At 64.6% G+C, this 16,678-nt stretch carries 14 protein-coding genes and 2 pseudogenes; 6 read left to right on the forward strand and 10 right to left on the reverse strand.

The features are described from left to right. Positions 1-6 precede the first annotated feature (6 nt). Positions 7-1,053: a sensor histidine kinase gene (locus tag AB8Z38_RS21460; protein WP_369719818.1), complete on the forward strand. Its 1,047-nt coding sequence runs from the start codon at positions 7-9 to the stop codon at positions 1,051-1,053. A gap of 14 nt (positions 1,054-1,067) precedes the next feature. Here the strand turns inward: AB8Z38_RS21460 and AB8Z38_RS21465 are convergent, their stop codons facing one another. Beyond that, positions 1,068-1,703, reverse strand: coding sequence for a J domain-containing protein (locus tag AB8Z38_RS21465; protein ID WP_369719819.1), 636 nt, complete (start codon positions 1,701-1,703; stop codon positions 1,068-1,070). A 121-nt stretch (positions 1,704-1,824) separates the two neighbouring features. On the opposite strand from AB8Z38_RS21465, the gene AB8Z38_RS21470 reads away from it, so the two are divergent. Then, entirely contained in the window at positions 1,825-2,100 is a 276-nt protein-coding gene (locus AB8Z38_RS21470; protein ID WP_369726565.1) for a BolA family protein, read from the forward strand. Between the two features lie 117 nt (positions 2,101-2,217). On the opposite strand, the pseudogene AB8Z38_RS21475 reads toward AB8Z38_RS21470, so the two are convergent. The 3 genes and pseudogenes from AB8Z38_RS21475 to AB8Z38_RS21485 all read right to left on the reverse strand — a co-directional run bounded on the left by AB8Z38_RS21475 (position 2,218) and on the right by AB8Z38_RS21485 (position 5,445). After that, a pseudogene (locus AB8Z38_RS21475) lies at positions 2,218-3,526 on the reverse strand (HlyC/CorC family transporter). 148 nt (positions 3,527-3,674) lie between these two features. Next, a complete protein-coding gene (gene aroB / locus AB8Z38_RS21480) occupies positions 3,675-4,823 on the reverse strand; it encodes a 3-dehydroquinate synthase (RefSeq protein WP_369719820.1) in 1,149 nt (382 codons plus the stop codon). Beyond that, positions 4,820-5,445, reverse strand: a pseudogene (locus tag AB8Z38_RS21485) (shikimate kinase). Before AB8Z38_RS21485 ends, aroB begins: the two are co-directional and overlap by 4 nt. 143 nt (positions 5,446-5,588) lie before the next feature. Between AB8Z38_RS21485 and AB8Z38_RS21490 the strand changes: the two are divergent. From AB8Z38_RS21490 to AB8Z38_RS21505, 4 genes are all read left to right on the forward strand, one after another. Further along, positions 5,589-5,735 carry a histidine kinase gene (locus AB8Z38_RS21490; protein ID WP_369719821.1) on the forward strand — a complete coding sequence of 49 codons (147 nt, stop codon included), beginning with the start codon at positions 5,589-5,591 and terminating at the stop codon, positions 5,733-5,735. A 17-nt stretch (positions 5,736-5,752) separates the two neighbouring features. Continuing rightward, the gene (gene xerD / locus AB8Z38_RS21495) at positions 5,753-6,724 is read left to right on the forward strand and encodes a site-specific tyrosine recombinase XerD (protein WP_369719822.1); all 972 of its coding nucleotides are present in this window, start codon (positions 5,753-5,755) and stop codon (positions 6,722-6,724) included. A 312-nt stretch (positions 6,725-7,036) separates the two neighbouring features. Next, positions 7,037-7,999: an acetyl-CoA carboxylase carboxyltransferase subunit alpha gene (locus AB8Z38_RS21500; protein WP_369719823.1), complete on the forward strand. Its 963-nt coding sequence runs from the start codon at positions 7,037-7,039 to the stop codon at positions 7,997-7,999. Between the two features lie 511 nt (positions 8,000-8,510). Next, on the forward strand, positions 8,511-10,034 hold the full coding sequence (locus tag AB8Z38_RS21505; protein ID WP_369719824.1) for a L,D-transpeptidase family protein: 1,524 nt from the start codon (positions 8,511-8,513) through the stop codon (positions 10,032-10,034). A 92-nt stretch (positions 10,035-10,126) separates the two neighbouring features. Here the strand turns inward: AB8Z38_RS21505 and AB8Z38_RS21510 are convergent, their stop codons facing one another. The 6 genes from AB8Z38_RS21510 to AB8Z38_RS21535 all read right to left on the reverse strand — a co-directional run bounded on the left by AB8Z38_RS21510 (position 10,127) and on the right by AB8Z38_RS21535 (position 16,519). Continuing rightward, the gene (locus tag AB8Z38_RS21510) at positions 10,127-10,822 is read right to left on the reverse strand and encodes an ABC transporter ATP-binding protein (RefSeq protein WP_369719825.1); all 696 of its coding nucleotides are present in this window, start codon (positions 10,820-10,822) and stop codon (positions 10,127-10,129) included. Continuing rightward, positions 10,815-11,549 (reverse strand): ABC transporter ATP-binding protein, encoded by a 735-nt coding sequence (locus AB8Z38_RS21515; protein WP_369719826.1) that lies wholly within the window; start codon positions 11,547-11,549, stop codon positions 10,815-10,817. Before AB8Z38_RS21515 ends, AB8Z38_RS21510 begins: the two co-directional genes overlap by 8 nt. After that, the gene (locus AB8Z38_RS21520) at positions 11,536-12,630 is read right to left on the reverse strand and encodes a branched-chain amino acid ABC transporter permease (protein ID WP_369719827.1); all 1,095 of its coding nucleotides are present in this window, start codon (positions 12,628-12,630) and stop codon (positions 11,536-11,538) included. The genes AB8Z38_RS21515 and AB8Z38_RS21520 overlap by 14 nt, the downstream gene beginning before the upstream one ends. Before the next feature lie 255 nt (positions 12,631-12,885). Next, positions 12,886-14,106 (reverse strand): substrate-binding protein, encoded by a 1,221-nt coding sequence (locus tag AB8Z38_RS21525; protein ID WP_369719828.1) that lies wholly within the window; start codon positions 14,104-14,106, stop codon positions 12,886-12,888. 4 nt (positions 14,107-14,110) lie between these two features. Continuing rightward, a complete protein-coding gene (locus tag AB8Z38_RS21530) occupies positions 14,111-14,968 on the reverse strand; it encodes a branched-chain amino acid ABC transporter permease (RefSeq protein WP_369719829.1) in 858 nt (285 codons plus the stop codon). 36 nt (positions 14,969-15,004) lie between these two features. Beyond that, on the reverse strand, positions 15,005-16,519 hold the full coding sequence (locus tag AB8Z38_RS21535; protein ID WP_369719830.1) for an amidase: 1,515 nt from the start codon (positions 16,517-16,519) through the stop codon (positions 15,005-15,007). Positions 16,520-16,678: the final 159 nt, after the last annotated feature.

Consider the following 16,678-nt stretch of genomic DNA (forward strand, 5'->3'; position numbering starts at 1 on the left):
AACGCAATGCTGGACTTGTTTGGACAATCGGACGAGGCCAGGATTGGCGAGATCGCGACCCGATATGCGGCGAGCCGGAGCGAGGCGGGCCCGGATCCTGAACGGCGGTTCCGCGACTTGCTTCAGGCGCTGCCTGCCGCGATCTACACGACCGACGCTGAGGGTCGCATCACCTTCTTCAATCATGCCTGCATCGATTTCGCCGGTCGCACGCCAAAGATCGGCGAAATGTGGTGCGTGACCTGGAAGCTCTATCTGCCCGACGGCACCCCGCTTCCGCACGACGAATGTCCGATGGCCATCGCGCTCAAGCAGAACCGGCCGGTGCGCGATGCCGAGGCGATCGCGGAACGGCCGGACGGCTCCCGGATCTGCTTCATGCCCTATCCGACGCCGCTGCGCGACGAGCGCGGCCGGCTGGTCGGTGCGGTGAACATGCTGGTCGACATCACGGCGCGAAAGCAGGCGGAGGAGCGGATGGTGCTGCTCACGTCCGAAGTCGATCACCGTGCGAACAACTTGCTCGCAGTGGCTCAGGCGATGCTGCGGCTGACCAAGGCGGATAGCGCGGAAGAGTTCCAGGCCGCCTTTCAAGGCCGGCTCAGCGCGCTTGCCAACGTGCAGCGGCTGTTCTCGGCGTCGCGCTGGACCGGCGCTAATCTGAAGACCATCGTCGAAGAGGAACTGAGGCCTTATGCAAGCCGCGACGGCGAGCGGATCAGGATCGCGGGAGACGACGTCCAGCTGCCGGCGACGCTGGCGCAATCGATCGCAGTCGCCGTGCACGAGCTTGCAACCAACGCCGCCAAGTACGGATCGTTGTCGACGCCTTCGGGAAAGCTGGAGATCCGCTGGCGGACCGATGATGCAGGACCTCTCGTGCTGCACTGGTCGGAGAGCGGCGGTCCGGGGGTCAACGCGCCACCGACGCGCAAGGGCTTTGGGGTCGGCGCGGTCGACGGCATCGTCCGGACCTTGCGCGGAAGGGTCACCCGGCAGTGGAGGTCGGAGGGACTGTTGTGCGAACTGTCCTTCCCGCAGATCGTTGCCTAGCCTAGCTCTGTTGCCTAGCTCTCGCGCACCACCGTCTTCAGATAATTATACGCCTTGATGATCTCGATCAGGCGGTCCTCGGTGGAGCGATCGCCGCCATTGGCATCGGGGTGGTGCTGCTTCACCAGCGCCTTGTACTTGGACTTGACGTCGGCGAGCGTGGAATCGGGGCCGAGGCCCATGACCTGGAGCGCCTTGCGCTCGGCGTTCATCACCTTGCGGGTTTCAACCTTGGGCTGGGCCTCCGGACCCTTGCGCCAGCCGGTGCGGCCGTTGAGCTCCGCGAACATGCTGAACGGATCGAAGGCGCCGTCGATCTCGGCTTCGGCGCCCTTCTTGACGCCGCCATTGGCGCCCATTTTCCAAGTCGGACGGTGGCCGGTCAGCGCATCCTTCTGGTAGCGCGCTACGGCGTCGGCATTCATGCCGGAGAAGAAATTGTAGTTCTGGTTGTACTCGCGCACATGGTTCAGGCAGAAGTGCCAGTACTCGCGCGAATTCTCGCGGCCCTTGGGCGCGCGGTGCGCGCCCTTGTTCTGACACCCCGTCCATTCGCAATTGACCACGGTATCGCGCGGCTTCGCTTCCGGCTTGCCCTTGGTCGGCTTGACCCGGATCGAGTCGAAGAATTTTGATGAATCGATCGGCATGACCAACTTTGACTACGCAATGCAAAAACGTTCAAGTCTTGACATTGCAATTAGGACGAAACGGCCGCCAAGGCGGCCTATCGGCATTGACGGCGTGCGATCGCGCACCTTAATGGCAAACATGGCCACACGAGACACTATCAGCAACAAGTTGCAGGAAGCTTTCACGCCGGAAAGCCTCCGCGTCGTCGACGAGTCACATTTGCATGAGGGCCATTCCGGCCATCGGCCGAGCGGCGAGACGCACTTCCGCGTTTATATCGTGTCTCAGGCCTTCAAAGGGAAGAGCCGGGTCGAGCGCCACCGCATGATAAATGCGGCGCTGGCCGCGGAACTCTTGGGCAGCGTGCACGCGCTGGCGATCCACGCGCAGGCACCGGGGGAAGGCGGGACGTAAAACTCCGCCGTCATGCCCCGCGCAGGCGGGGCATCCAGTACTCCGCGGCAGTACGGCAGGAAACGAACCGCCGCGGCGTACTGGATCGTCCGCTTTCGCGGACGATGACACCGTAACTTAAAACGACGTTCCGGCCCGTCTCGGCTTGGCTTCTTCCATCTCCGCGTCGCGCGCCACCGGTGAAATACGGAGTGCGGTGATGCGGTTGCGTTCGCGGCGGAGGACGCGGAAGCGGAAGCCGTGGAAGGTGAAGCTCTGGCCGCGGTCGGGGATCGAGCGCGCCTCGTGAATGACGAGGCCCGCCACCGTCGTTGCCTCTTCGTCAGGCAGGCGCCAGTCCATGGCGCGGTTGAGGTCGCGGATCGGCACCGAGCCGTCGACCACGACCGAGCCGTCCGGCTGGGGCGCGCACGCCGGCCACCACGACGTCGTGCTCGTCGGAGATATCACCGACGATCTCCTCCAGAATGTCTTCCAGCGTCACGAGACCTTCAACTTCGCCGTATTCGTCGACGACGAGCGCGAAATGGGTTTTGCGGCGCCGGAACGCCTTGAGCTGTTCGGAGACGGGGCGCATCTCCGGCACGAACCAGGGCGGCAGCGCGATAGTGGAGACGTCGATGCGCGAGGTATCGCCGTCCGAAGCCCGGATCGCGCGCAACAGATCCTTGGCGTGAAGCACGCCGATGATGTTCTCCGGCTTCTCGCGCCACAGCGGGATGCGGGTGTATTCGGTCGCCAGCACCTCGCGCACCAGTTCCTCCGGCGGCAGGTCGGCATTGATCATCATCATCTCGGTGCGATGGATCATGACGTCGGAGACCTGGAGTTCGCGCAGATCGAGCAGGCCGCCCAGCATGTCGCGGTCGAGCTTCTCGACCTTGCCCTCGTGGTGCAACAGGTCGACCGCGCCGCGCAGGCGCTCGGTCGGCGACAGGATCGGCTGGTTCTCGCCGATCGCGACGCCAAACAGCCGCATCAGGAACCGCACGATGGTTTCGACCACCGCGAGCACCGGGCCCAGCACAAATACGGTGAACCGCATCGGCCGCGCCACCGCCAGCGCGGTGCGGTCGGGCGCGTTGATGGCGATGGTCTTGGGCAGCACCTCCGCGAAAATCACGACCAGCGCCGTCATCACCCCGGTCGCGTAGAGCACGCCGACCTCACCGAACCAGGCGGTGAAGATGCCGGTCGCAATCGCCGAGGCGCCGATATTGGCGATGTTGTTGCCGAGCAGTAGCGCGCCGATCAGCCGTTCGCGATTGGCGATCAGCCGCGAGACGACGACGGCGTCATGATTGCCCTGTTTCGACAGTCGCAGCATGCTGGCGCGCGAGGCGCCGGTCAGCGCCGTCTCACTCGCGGCGAAGAATGCTGAGACGAGAAGGCAGAACACGACGATGGAGAGTCCGAGCCAGTCCATGCACCACTCTGGTTTCTTGCTTTGACGCGTTATCCCGCCGCGAACCGTACCCGCTTCGCTCGAAAACACTCTGTTATTTGAGCATGATCTTTTCGGAAAACCGCTTCGGACTTGTCCGGATCATGCTTTAGCGCCGTTCAGCCACGCCTCATATCTTCTGCGCGAGCTTTTCCTTGAGGAAGTCGCGGACCGGAGCAGGCTCGACGTCGTTGGCGATGACGGCGCGCCCGACCGCCTCCAGCAGAATGAACGTCAGCTTGCCGCGCTTGACCTTCTTGTCCTGCGCCATCAAGCCCAGCAGCGCGTCGGCATCGGCAAGGCCTTCCTGCGCGAAGCCTGCGATATCCTGCAAGCGGGTCGGCAGGCCGGCCTCGATGAGATGGCGTTCGACACGCGCCGCATCCGCCTCGCTGATCATGCCGAGCCTCGCCGAGAACTGCGCGGCCAGTGTCATGCCGATCGCGACGCCCTCGCCGTGGAACAGACGATCGGAGAAGCCGGTCGCGGCTTCCAGCGCGTGACCAAAGGTATGGCCGAGATTGAGCAGCGCGCGTTCTCCGGTCTCGCGCTCGTCGCGTGAGACGACACCTGCCTTGGCGCGGCAGGACGTCGCGATCGCGTGCTCGCGCGCGGAGCCGCCCTTGGCGATATCGGCGTGGTTTGTCTCCAGCCAGCTGAAGAAGCCCTCGTCGCCGAGCACCCCGTATTTGGCCACCTCGGCATAGCCGGCCCGGAATTGCCGCGGCGACAGCGTGTCGAGCACGGCGGTGTCGGCGACCACCAGCACCGGCTGGTGGAACGCGCCGAGCAGGTTCTTGCCCTGCGGCGAATTGATGCCGGTCTTGCCGCCGACGGAGGAATCGACCTGCGCCAGCAGCGAGGTCGGGACCTGCACGAAATCGACGCCGCGACGCAGGATCGCCGCCGCAAAGCCGGCGAGATCGCCGACCACGCCGCCGCCGAGCGCGATGACGAGATCGTTGCGCTCGATTTTTGCGGCGATCAGGGCCTCGCTGACCTTGCTCAGCCCGGCATAGGTTTTCGAGATCTCGCCTTCCTCGACGACGATGCGCGAGGTCGGAATGCCGCTCGCCGCGAGCGACGCCTCGGCGGGTTCGAGCCAGTGCTTTGCGACGGTGCGGTCGGTCACCACAGCGGTGCGCACGCCCGGCCGCAAGGCCGCAATCCGCGCCCCCAGCGAGCCAAGCACGCCGCGGCCGATGACGATGTCATAGGCACGGTCGCCGAGCGCGACGTCGACGACGACGGAATCGGAATGTTTCAAAGGCGCAGTCATCGTACGGCACTCGCGACGTCGGCTGGGGTTCGGATGCGGCGGCCTGGCCGCAGAGATGCGCGTGCAGCGTCTCGATGGTCTCCTCGACGATCTTGTCGTGCGGCACGTCGCGCGAGGCGATCGTCAGATCGGCATTGCCGTAGACCGGCTCGCGCTCGGTCAGCAGCCGCGTCACGGTTGCTTCGGGATCGGCGGTCTGGAGCAGCGGACGATCGGCGCGGCGGCGCACCCGGCGCATGATGACGTCGTGGTCCGCCTTGAGCCAGATCGAGACCGCCTTGGCGGCGATGCGGGCGCGCGTCTCCTCGCGCATGAACGCGCCGCCGCCCGTCGCCAGCACCACGGGCCCGCCGTCCAGCAGCCGCGCGATCACCCGCGCCTCGCCGTCGCGGAAATGCCGCTCGCCATGGCGCTCGAAGATCTCCGGTATGGTCATGCCCGCCGCCGCCTCGATCTCGGTATCGGCATCGACGAAGGGCAGCTTGAGCCGGGCTGCCATGCGGCGGCCGATGGTCGACTTGCCGACCCCCATCATGCCGACCAGCACGATCGAACGCGTCCCGAGCGCCGACAGGATGTCGGCCTCAGGGGAAGCAGGTGCTGGCAACGCGGCGTCGGACATGTCCCTCGCTCGATCTGCCGCCAGATGCGGCATCCGGCCACCTATACTACCCCCAAGCTTCCCTCGCCAGAGGACTCTTGCCACGAAACGGCGAACATGTTGGATGATTTCATTGGTAAATTTGGTTATCCGAGACCCTGCCGATGCCCAGCCTGTTCCGCTTCCTGACGGTCGTCGCCGTGATCGCCGGCATCGTCTACGGCGTGGTCTTCGCGCTGGCGAATTACGTCAATCCCAAACCGCGGGAAATGACCGTGACCATCCCGCCGGATAAGTTTCTCAAGAAATAGCAGCTAGGCTGCGGGCCATGCCTGTCAAATCTTCCGCCAGCAAGCCCTCTGACACCAAGCTCACCGGCCTGTTCCTCGACATGCTGGCCGCGGAACAAGGCGCCGGCGCCAACACGCTCGATGCCTATCGCCGCGACCTCACCGATTTCTCGGAATTTCTCGCCCGCGCCGGCCATCATTTTGCGGACGCGGAGACGCAAGATCTGCGCGACTACCTCGCCGATCTCGACGCGCGCGGCTTCAAATCCTCCAGCGTGGCGCGGCGGCTGTCGGCGATACGGCATCTGTTCCGCTTCCTCCTCAACGAGCGCATCCGCAGCGAGGATCCCGCAGCGATCCTGTCCGGGCCCAAGCGCGGCCGCGGCCTGCCCAAGGTGCTGTCGATCGCCGACGTCGACCGCATGCTGACGCACGCCAAGGAGATGAGCGAGGCGGCGGAGGTTTCACCCTCGCAGCGGTTGCGCGCCTTGCGGCTCTATTGCCTGCTGGAGGTGCTCTACGCCACGGGCCTGCGCGTCTCCGAGCTGGTGGCGCTGCCGCGTACGGCGGCCAAGCGCGACGCTCGCATGATCGTGGTGCGCGGCAAGGGCGACAAGGAACGGCTGGTGCCGCTCAACGAGGCCTCACGGCAGGCCATGGCGGATTACCTTGCGGCGACCGACGCCGCAAAGGCGGACAAGAAAAGCAGCCTCGCCGCCTCGAAATGGCTGTTTCCCTCGTTCGGCGAGAGCGGACACCTGACGCGGCAGCATTTTGCCCGGGACCTGAAGGAACTCGCGGTCGCCTCGGGCCTCCAGGCCCGGCTGGTCTCCCCGCACGTGCTGCGCCATGCCTTCGCCAGCCACCTCCTGCACAACGGCGCCGACTTGCGCATCGTGCAGACCCTGCTCGGCCATACCGACATTTCCACTACGCAGATCTACACCCATGTGGTCGAGGAGCGGCTGAAGAGCCTGGTCCGCGACCTGCACCCGCTGGCGGAGAAGTGAAACTGTCGTCCCGGCGAAGGCCGGGACCCATACCGCGTGATCTATCCCCAACGGGCGGTATCGGTACCGCGGAAGGACCTCTTCACGATAAGTCTTCGCCAAACGCCTCCCTGTGGTTATGGGTCCCGGCCTTCGCCGGGACGACAACTCCGCCTTGACTTCGTCGACATCTCCGCAGAAACAGCCGGGGCCTCACGAAGGATTTGGCGCGCTGCCGAGCAGCGCACAGGTCAACTCTTTGAAGAAGCTACACTTCTTTCCGAGAAGCCAACCTCGCTTCGCTCTCCAGCCCCGTCCCGCTATATTGAGTTGATGCCAGACCCGATGCGCAGCTATCTCGATTTCGAAAAGCCCGTCGCCGAGCTCGATTCCAAGCTCGACGAATTGCGCAATTTGGCTGCCTCAGGCAGCGACATCGCCGAGGAGATCGGGCGGGTCGAGGACAAGGCGGCGCAGGCGCTGGCCGACCTCTATACCAACCTGACGCCGTGGCAGAAGACGCTGGTCGCACGGCACCCGCAGCGGCCGCATTTCTCCGACTTCATCAAGGGCCTGGTCACCGAATTCACCCCGCTCGCCGGCGATCGCAAGTTCGGCGAGGACGAGGCGCTGGTCGCGGGCTTCGGCCGCTTCCGCGGCGAGGCGATCTGCGTGATGGGCCAGGAAAAGGGCGATTCCACCGACAGCCGCATCAAGCACAATTTCGGCATGGCGCGCCCCGAGGGCTATCGCAAGGCGGTGCGGCTGATGGAGATGGCCGAGCGTTTCGGCCTGCCGGTGCTGTCGATCGTGGATTCCGCCGGCGCCTATCCCGGCATCGGCGCGGAGGAGCGGGGACAAGCCGAAGCGATCGCGCGCTCGACCGATGCCTGCATGGCGCTGGGCGTGCCGAATGTCGCGGTCATTACCGGCGAAGGCATGTCGGGCGGCGCCATCGCCATCACCACCACCAACAAGGTGCTGATGCTGGAGCACGCGATCTACAGCGTGATCTCGCCGGAGGCCGCCTCCTCCATCCTCTGGCGCGACGGCACCAAGGCGCAGGAAGCCGCCAACAACATGAAGATCACCGCCCAGGACATGCTCCGTTTCGGGGTGATCGACAGCATCTTGAAGGAGCCGGTCGGCGGCGCCCACCGCGACCCCGCCGCCATGATCGCCACCACCGGCGAGGCCATCGCCAAGGCGTTCGACGAGCTGCGCGGCCTGGACGCGGACGCCATCCGCAAGCAGCGCCGGCAGAAATTTCTCGATATCGGCCGGAAACTGGGCTGATTCGGACGGGTTTTGTGCCCCGACGGACGCGTCAACCTCCGCCCGTCGTCCTGGCGAACGCCAGGACCCATACCGCGGAATCTCTCGATTGGAGGCGCTAGGAGTACCGAACAACGGATCTTCGCCAAACCACTCGTTGGGGCTATGGGTCCGGTCCTTCGCCAGGACGACACTGAATTTGAGACCGGGCCACACCGACTACCGCCCCCGGTAACCCCGCATTAACCCTTTTTTTGCCCAAATCAGCGATCTCAGTCGTAATTGGGCCGGAAGGCCCAACTAGCGTCCAAGTTCAGTCTCTGTTGACTATGCCGATGGGCCAACGGGCTCGTGATCCCCGCTCGGGTTGCGACGCCATGACCCAGCGGTTAGAATTTTAATCAATGGCTTCAGGGCATAAGGCTTGGAGCTTGGCCACCAGGACACCGTCGATACCGATCTCGGATCGACGGTCCGGCCAAGCTTGCAATCGGGGTTTCCGAGCCTTGCCCGGCACGTTGTGGGGTTCGTCTTGACTGCTAGCTCGCTTGCTCGCGCGATTTTGGCTTCGGTTGCGCTTGCCGCCAGTGTTGTGCTGGCCGGCTGCGATACCGATCAGGTCTCGCTGGCGACCAACGCCAAGGCCAATCAGCCGGTGCCGCCAAAACTTCTCGCCGCGATGGTCGAGAAGGACATGGACCTGCAATCGCCGATCCTGGTCCGCCTGTTCAAGCAGGAGGCCGAGCTCGAGATCTGGAAGCAGACACGCTCCGGCCAGTTCGCGCTGCTCAAGACCTATCCGATCTGCCGCTGGTCGGGCGATCTCGGCCCGAAGGTTCGCGAAGGCGACCGTCAGGCGCCCGAGGGATTCTACTCGATCAATCCGAGCCAGATGAATCCGCAGTCGGCCTATTACCTCTCGTTCAACACCGGCTTCCCCAACGCCTTCGACAAGGCACTCGGCCGCACCGGCTCGCAGCTGATGGTGCATGGCGATTGCTCGTCGCGTGGCTGCTACGCGATGACCGACGAGCAGATCGCGGAAATCTATTCGCTGGGGCGGGAGTCGTTCTTCGGCGGCCAGAAGGCGTTCCAGTTCCAGGCCTATCCGTTCAGGATGACGCCGGTGAACATGGCCAAGCACCGCAACAATCCGAACATGGCGTTCTGGAAGATGATCAAGGAAGGCTATGATCATTTCGAGGTGACGCGGCAGGAGCCGAAGGTCGATTTCTGCGAAAAGAAATACGTGTTCGACGCGGCGAAGGCGCCCGACGCCAAGCGCGATCCCGTGTTCGACGCCTCGGCAAAATGCCCGGCCTATGTGATCCCCGAGGACATCGCCAGCGCCGTGCGCGAGAAGCAGGCGCGCGACGAGGCGGAATACGCGAAGCTCGTCGCCAAAGGCATCCCGGTGGCGCGCATGAACACCGGCATCGACGGCGGCATGAACAAGGTCTTTGCCGCCAAGATTCCGGAAGCAAGCACCGGGCTATCGGAGGAAGCCGAAGGCTCGACGCTGCAGCTGCTGGCGATGTCGAAGGCGCCGGGCACGATCCCCGGCACCGTCAACCCGCCCAAGCCGAATTTCGGGGCAACTGCGGCCGCCGCGCAGGAAGAGCCGGTCGTCGCCGTCGCTCCGTCCGCCACGAACACCCGCCTCGCCACCGCCCAGCCGGCCGAGAAATCCGGTGGCTTCTTCGCCAATCTCGGCCGCAAGATGGGCATGGGCACCGCTGAGACCACGGCCACCGCGACGCCGCCGCAAGCCACCGCATCTGTCGCTCCGGCCGCAACCCCATCGACCGCAGCCTCGAGGCTGAAAGCCGCAGTGACCCGCTTCGTGCCCAGCCGCGACACGTCCAAGGACGCGCCGAAATCGGTTGTCGCGGTGAAGCCGCCCGAGCCCGCCAAGCCGGATACGCGGCTCGCCGCAACACGGCCGGCCTTGAAGCCTTCGGTGTCGGAGCGCGCAGGTGACAGCACGCAGCTGGCCGGCGCCGCGCCGGTGGTGCAGTCGAACTCGTTCGACAGCCGGTTCGGGGCAGTGAAGTAAGGGCGAAGGCTGCGCGCGTTCTCTCCGGTCCATCCCAGACTGACGGCGCCATTCCCGGCGAAGGCGGGGAATCGCAGCGTACTCAGCCGCGCCTACGGCGCCAGATAGCGCAGCAGCTCCGGATTGCCGCGCACCTCGGCCGCCGCGCCGTGCAGCGCGACGCGGCCGCGATCGAGGACATACGCATAGTCGGCGACGCGGAGCGCGAGGTCGAGATGCTGCTCGACGATGATGACGGCGATGCTTTTCGCGAGCTCGATCAGGCGCTCGGTGATCTCCTCGATGACGCCGATCCAGACGCCTTCGGTCGGCTCATCGAGCAGCAGCAGTTTTGGATCGCCTAACATCGCGCGGCCGATCGCCAGCATCTTGCGCTCGCCGCCGGAAAGCGTGCCGGCGGGCTGGTCGAGGCGTTGGCCGAGTTTTGGGAAGATGGTCAGCACGTGGTCGACCGCGTCGGCTTTCCTGCTCGCGAGCGAGCCGACCGCGAGGTTGTCGCGCACCGACAGGCGCGCGAACACCGAATGCTCCTGCGGCACGTAACCGATGCCGGCGCGCACGCGCTCCTGGGTCGCGCGGCGGCTGATGTCGCGGCCGTCGAACCCGACTTCGCCCTTCCATACCGGCAACTCGCCGACGATGGTCTTCATCAGCGTGGTCTTGCCGGCGCCGTTGCGCCCCAGCACGGCGACGCCGCCGCGCCAGGGAATACCGAGGTTGACGTCGAACAGGACCTGGCTGCGGCCATAGCCCGCGTCGAGATGCTTGATCTCCAAAAATTCAGGCACGGCGCAGATAAATCTCCTGGACGGCCTTGTTGGCCTGGATTTCGGACACGGTGCCGGACGCCAGCACCTTGCCCTGGTCGAGCACGGTGAGGCGATCGCAGATGTCGCGGATGAAATCGAGATCGTGCTCGACGATGACCAACGAGCAATGCTGCTTGATCGGCTGCAACAATTCGCCGGTGACGCGCCGCTCTTCGAGGCTCATGCCGCCGGTCGGCTCGTCGAGCAGCAACAGTTTCGGCTTGCCGGCGAGCGCCATCGCGATCTCCAGCCATTGCTGCTGGCCGTGCGACAGCGCAGCCGCCGCGTCGAACGCGCGATCGGCGAGACGAAACTGCGTCAGCATGGTCATGACCTGATCGTGGAGAACGTCGCGCGTGCGGGAGAACACCAGGTCGAACAGCGAGGACTGCGCCTGGAGCGCGAGCAGGATGTTGTCGTACAGCGTCAGCGACGGCAGCACCGAGGTGATCTGGAATTTCAGGCTCATGCCGGCCCGCGCACGCTCGGTCGGCGTGAACGCGGTGATGTCGGTATTGATGAAGGAGACCTTGCCCTGGGTCGGCACCTCGGCACCGGCAATGCACTTCATCAGCGTGCTCTTGCCCGAGCCGTTCGGGCCGATCAGGCCGTGAAACTCGTGCTCGCCGACGGTGAGCGCGGCGCCATCGAGCGCGGTGAGCTTGCCGAAGATCTTTTTGATACCGGCGGCCTCAAGGAGCGGCATTGCGCTTCTCCTTGCGTGCCGCACCGAAGCTGCCGACCCGTTCGCGCTCTCCCAACACGAAGCTGATCAGCCCCAGCGGGCGGAACAGGATGACGAGCAGCAGCAACACTCCCAGGATGATCGGCCAGATGTCGCGGTAATTGTCCGAGAGCCAGAAGCTGACGCCCTCGACGATGACAGCGCCGATCACAGCACCGATCAGCGTGCCGGAGCCGCCGAACAGGACATAAAGCACCACTTGCGTCGAGACGACGACGCCGACCATGTTGGGCCAGACGAAACCTTCGTGGAACGCATAGAGGCTGCCGGCAAGGCCGGCGACCGCGCCGCCGATCGCAAAGATGATCGCCTTGAGATGTTGCGCCTTGTAGCCGAAGAAAGCGATGCGCTGCTCGTTCTCGCGCAGCCCTGCCAGCGCCAGCCCAAACTGCGAGCGCACCAGGAAGCGACAGAGCAGATAGACCACCACGAGAATGCCGAGCACGAGATAGTAGAAGGGAGGACCTTCCGAGAACTCGTAGCCGCCGAGCGTCATCGGCGCGATCGAGGGGATGCCGTTCTGGCCGCCGAGATAGTACCAGCCGCGGGCAAGCCGGTCGGCGGCATAGGAGCCGGTGAGCGTGCCCAGCGAGACGAAGATGACGCTGGACGGGTGCCGGCCCAGCAGCAGGAAGCCGCCGAGCAGGAGCGCGAAGGTGAGTCCGATGATCGTGCCGGCCGGAAGCACCAGGAAGATGTTGGTGATGTCGAGGTCACGCGCGAGCAGCGCGACGCCATAGCCGGCCGAGCCGAAAAAGAGAGCCTGGCCAAAACTCATGATGCCGGCATAGCCCCAGACCAGGTCGAACGATAGCGCGAACAGCGCGAGGATGATCACGCGGGTCGCGAACACGGTGAGATAGTCCTGGAGCAGCAGCGGCGCGACGAGCGCGGCGACGAGCACCACGCCCTCGACGATCGGCAGGATGTTTCGGCCCGAGCGGACCGGTCCCGCTGCTGTGCCTTCGGCCATCGCACCATCCGCTTCATCGCCCGTGTCGGCGACGATGGCTTCTCTTACCACACTCATCGACTTCAGCATTCCGAGTTAAACATCGTGAGAAGCGGCTGGTTGGTGGCGGGTTCACCTCTCCCCAACGGGGAGAGGTCGGATTGCTTCGGCGCGCAATTGCGCCGGAGCAATCCGGGTGAGGGGCCGCCGCCGCATCCAGCGAGACCTGATCCCCTCACCCGGATCGCATCTTGCGATGCGATCCGACCTCTCCCTCCGGGAGAGGTGAAGAGCGAGCCCTCTGGCTCGCACCGCTGCAAGGAAAGATGATGGCTCGGCATGGCCTCAACATTCCTTGGGATCGACGAGCCCGTCGCTGCGCCCGACGATCTCGTAGTTTCCGCCCTTGGCGACTGCGGTGTACATCTTCATCTTGCAGTGCCGCTTGCCCGGAACCATCTCGGCCGGTCCGCCCGGACCTTCCGCGATCTTGGCGTGGTCGAGCGCGGCGGCGACCGACTCGCGATCGACCTTGCCCGCCTCTTTCACAGCGGCCTCCCACAATTTCAGGCCGCGATAGGTGCCGGTCGCGGCGCTTCCGGCGGCGAACAGGAAGTTGCCGGGAAACTCCTTCTCATAAGCCGCCTGGATGTTCGCGTCGAACGCATCCTCCTTGGTCAAGACCTTGAAATAGTCGAGACAGCTTGCCAGCCCCTCGATCTCGGCGGCCTGATTGATGTTGAGGGTGTTCTCGTCATAGTAGACGCAGGCCAAGCGCCCGCCGTTCTTGAGGAAGCCGGCCTCATAGAGCTGCTTGAAGAAGGGGCCGACGCCCGGCGGAATGACGGTGTTGAAGACGACGTCGACCTTGTTGGAGATGATGCGGTTGACCGTCGAGGAGAAGTCGATCTGGTCGAGCGGGTAATATTCCTCGAACACGACCTCGCCGCCATTGGCCTCGATCACCTTGCGGGCATAGACATTGAGCGTGTGCGGCCAGACATAATTGGCACTCGGCAGTGCGAACTTCTTGCCACCGTTCTTGATCAGCCAGGGGATGAATTCGTCGCATTGCTGCGCCGGCGTCGGACCGGTGCAGAACAGATAGGGCGTGCACTCCTTGCCCTCATAGAGCTGCGGATAGATGTAGAGCGTCTTGCCGCGCGCCACGATCGGATCCTTGATGGCGTTGCGCATCGACGAGGTGATGCCGCCCAGCACCATGTCGACCTTGTCGCGCTGGATCAGCTTTCGCACGTTGCCGACGGCGACCGATTCGTTCGAGGCGGTGTCCTCGATATAGAGCTCGAGCGGCCGGCCGAGCAGGCCGCCGGCATCGTTCATCTGCTTGACAAGCATCTTGGCGACGTTGGCGTCCGCCGTGCCGGCATAGGCGATCGGTCCGGTCAGATCGGTCGCGATGCCGACCTTGATTGGCCCTTCCGCCGCATTGGCCCAGCCGGCTGGGATCACCCAGCTGCCCACGCCGGTCGCGACCGCGCCGGTGGCAAAGGCGAAATTGCCGAGAAAGCGGCGGCGGGTGAGATTGGATCGATCAGTAAACATTGGACTAAACCCCTTTTCCAGCGATGAGGCCCTGTGGGCGGAATTTGATGAAGACAATGGCGAGTACGAAAACGAGGACATCCGCGACGACAGGTGCCATCACCCATGGCAGCGCGGCACTCAGCGTGCCGATGACGCCGGCGCCCGCGACCGGCCCGATGAAGGAGCCGACGCCGCCGACCATGACCGCGACAAAGCCCTGGATGAGGAAGCGCAGGCCGAGATCGGCAAAGAGACTGAACACCGGCACGATCAGCGCGCCGGCAAGTCCGGCGAGCGCTGCGCCGAACGCGAAGGTTGCGCCGTAGATCAGCGGCGTCGAGATGCCGGACGCCCGGGCCAGCGCAGGATTTTCCAGCGTGGCACGCACGCGCAGGCCGAAGCTGGTGCGTGACAGCAGCAGATAGCAGCAGCCCATCACCAGCAGCGTGATGATGATGATGGTGAAGCGCCATGCCGAGATGTGCATGGCCCCGATATCGATGGAGCCGCCGATCGGCTCGGGCACGGTCAGATAAAAGCCGCCGATCAGGCCGCGCACGGTCTCGCGGATGATCAGGCCAAGCGCATAGGTGCCGAGCATCGCGACGATCGGTGCGGCATAGAACCGGCGGATGATCAGCGCCTCCAGCACGAAGCCGAGCGCGCCGACCAGGAAGGGCGCCGCGACCATGCCGGTCCAGATCGGCAGGCCTTTGGCATAGGCCAGATAGGCGATGTAGGCCCCGAGCAGGACGAACTCGCCCTGCGCGAAGTTGAAGATGCCCATCATGCTGGCGATGATCCCGAGCCCCAGCACGATCAGGACGATGATCGCGCCAAAGCTCAGGATCTCGAACGCCGCGACGAACGCGTTAGCCATGTGATGCTGTTCCGTTCGCCTGCATCAATGTCTCGCTCACATCTTCTTCCAGTCGCCGATCTGCTCGAAAGCGTGCGCGGCGCGGTAGATGGTGGATTCCTCGAACATGCGGCCGACCAGCATCAAGCCGACGGGAAGGCCGTCGACCATGCCGCAGGGCAGCGACATCGCGGGATGATGGGTGATGTCGAACGGCGCGGTGTTGGAGATCATCTCCAGCGCCCGGGCGACATAGTCCTCGCGGCTCGCGGTGGGCTCCGGCAGCTTGGTCGCCTTCATCGGCGTCGTCGGCAGCAGCAGCAGGTCGTATTCGCCGAACGCCTTGTCATACGCGGCGGTCAGGCGGCGGGAGATGTTGAGCGCCTTGCCGTAGTAGCGCGGACCGAAATTGTTGTTGATGTAGGTCCCGAGCAGCAGGAACAGCTTCGTCGTCTCGGACAGCGAATCCGCCTGACGCCGCCAGCCGCGATGAAAATCCATCAGCGAGGTCGAATAGAGATCGGACCGGCTGAGACCATAGCCATCGCCATACATCATGGTCTGGGTCATGCCCTCGGTCCCGATCGGCGTCCAGATCGCAGGGCCCATGAGGTGCATCGGGATGGAGATGGTCTCGACATTGGCGCCGAGATCCTTGAAGCGTTTTGCCGCCTCGCGCACGCTTTCATTGACCGCCGCTTCCGCATTCGCCTGCTCAAAGCCCTCCTTGAGAATGCCGATCTTCATCCCCTTCACGCCCTGGCCGAGCGCCTTGGTGTACTCTTCGACCTTCGGGGCCTTGATGCGAGGATCGTAGCCGTCGTCGCCGGCGAGCACTTCGAGCATGAGCGCGTTGTCGGCGACATTGGCCGTCATCGGGCCGGTGTGATCGACGAAGATCTCGATCGGCATGATGCCGGTGTAAGGCACGAGGCCCCAGGTCGGCTTCATGCCGTAGCTGCCGCAGAACGAGGACGGCATGCGGATCGAGCCGCCCTGGTCGCCGCCCATCGCCATGTCGGCTTCGCCCAGGGCCACGACAACACCGCTGCCCGAGGACGAGCCTCCGGCCGAATAGCCCATCTTGTAGGGATTATGCACCGCGCCGACCGCGCCGGTGTGGCTGCCGCCGGACATGCAGAAGGATTCACAGTGGGTCTTGCCGAGGATTTCCCCGCCGGCATCCAGGATGCGCGTGACGACGGTGGCGTCGAAATCGGGGACGTAGCCCTCGAGCGTCGCCGAACCGTTCATCATAGGAACGCCGGCGAGCATGATGTTGTCTTTCAGCGCGACGGTCTTGCCCTTGAGCTTGCCGTGAGCTGCGCCCTTCACGGTGGATTTGCGATACCAGGCGTTGCGTGGGTTCTCTTCAGCCGGCGGCCGGTAGCCCGGCGTACGCGGATATTTCACCTCCGGCACCTCGTCCGGCATGGCGCCGACGAGATTGTAGGCTTCGATCGAGCCTTGCATCAGGCCGCGGAACGAGGCGACGTCTTCATCGGTCAGCGCGAGGCCGCATTGCTCGGCGACGCTGCGAAGTTGGGCGGGCGTGGGAAGGGCAACTGTCACGGCGCTCTCCTTGAGGCTTCTTGATCCCTGGCTTTGGACGGACAGCCTCTCGGGTCGCGCCTGCGCGGCGCGGCCCAATCGGCGTCACGTCGATATTACAGACGGAAATATTTTCCTTTTCAAGTATTATTTAGGATCGAGGTCGTATCGGAATGGCCG

The sequence above is a fragment of the Bradyrhizobium sp. LLZ17 genome (assembly GCF_041200145.1).
Taxonomy (GTDB): domain Bacteria; phylum Pseudomonadota; class Alphaproteobacteria; order Rhizobiales; family Xanthobacteraceae; genus Bradyrhizobium.

What these genes read in the sequence shown, in the direction of transcription:
- AB8Z38_RS21465 (WP_369719819.1), bottom strand. Translation starts at nt 1,703, where the DNA reads ATGCCGATCGATTCATCAAAATTCTTCGACTCGATCCGGGTCAAGCCG.
- AB8Z38_RS21500 (WP_369719823.1), top strand. Translation starts at nt 7,037, where the DNA reads ATGCCAGACCCGATGCGCAGCTATCTCGATTTCGAAAAGCCCGTCGCC.
- AB8Z38_RS21525 (WP_369719828.1), bottom strand. Translation starts at nt 14,106, where the DNA reads ATGTTTACTGATCGATCCAATCTCACCCGCCGCCGCTTTCTCGGCAAT.
- aroB (WP_369719820.1), bottom strand. Translation starts at nt 4,823, where the DNA reads ATGACTGCGCCTTTGAAACATTCCGATTCCGTCGTCGTCGACGTCGCG.
- AB8Z38_RS21460 (WP_369719818.1), top strand. Translation starts at nt 7, where the DNA reads ATGCTGGACTTGTTTGGACAATCGGACGAGGCCAGGATTGGCGAGATC.
- AB8Z38_RS21470 (WP_369726565.1), top strand. Translation starts at nt 1,825, where the DNA reads ATGGCCACACGAGACACTATCAGCAACAAGTTGCAGGAAGCTTTCACG.
- xerD (WP_369719822.1), top strand. Translation starts at nt 5,753, where the DNA reads ATGCCTGTCAAATCTTCCGCCAGCAAGCCCTCTGACACCAAGCTCACC.
- AB8Z38_RS21530 (WP_369719829.1), bottom strand. Translation starts at nt 14,968, where the DNA reads ATGGCTAACGCGTTCGTCGCGGCGTTCGAGATCCTGAGCTTTGGCGCG.
- AB8Z38_RS21520 (WP_369719827.1), bottom strand. Translation starts at nt 12,630, where the DNA reads ATGCTGAAGTCGATGAGTGTGGTAAGAGAAGCCATCGTCGCCGACACG.
- AB8Z38_RS21490 (WP_369719821.1), top strand. Translation starts at nt 5,589, where the DNA reads ATGCCCAGCCTGTTCCGCTTCCTGACGGTCGTCGCCGTGATCGCCGGC.
- AB8Z38_RS21515 (WP_369719826.1), bottom strand. Translation starts at nt 11,549, where the DNA reads ATGCCGCTCCTTGAGGCCGCCGGTATCAAAAAGATCTTCGGCAAGCTC.